We start from the raw sequence: 412 nt of genomic DNA on the forward strand, positions 1-412 counted from the left end.
AGTTTAGTTGTTATGCGTTGTCAGCCCCTTAGGCGGGCGTTATGCCTTAGGAGTAAAATATGGAAAATCACATCAGAGACCTAGCTCTTGAAAAAGGGCGAGTTATACCGAAACCAGAAGCTAAGGCTGATTTCGTAATCAAAGGGATAGGTAAGCGTAGAGGTGAGGATGCTCTGATTTATCGTATTCCATCACATTCAGAAAAAGCCCCATATTATGAAAAGGGAATTACTATCTCAGAATTTGGTTTAGCTCATAATCAGCTATTGAAAACTGGACAGTTTACAAGATCGTGGTTTAACGAAAATCTATCCGCATGTGCCCGAGAGGGCGCTTGTAACTTTACAACAATCGGCGGTGTATTCTGCATGTTAGGTATAGCTGAATATACGTCCAAAACTACCTATCAGCT

General features: G+C 41.3%; 1 protein-coding gene. It reads left to right on the top strand.

Features of this window, described 5'->3' with window-relative positions; translation table 11 throughout:
* Positions 1–59 precede the first annotated feature (59 nt).
* A partial coding sequence (locus GOU96_RS18365; RefSeq protein WP_324702131.1) for a hypothetical protein occupies positions 60–412 on the top strand: 353 nt, incomplete at its 3' end.

The sequence above is a fragment of the Vibrio sp. R-1 genome, assembly GCF_035615595.1.
In the GTDB taxonomy this organism is placed as follows: Bacteria; Pseudomonadota; Gammaproteobacteria; order Enterobacterales; family Vibrionaceae; genus Vibrio; species Vibrio cholerae.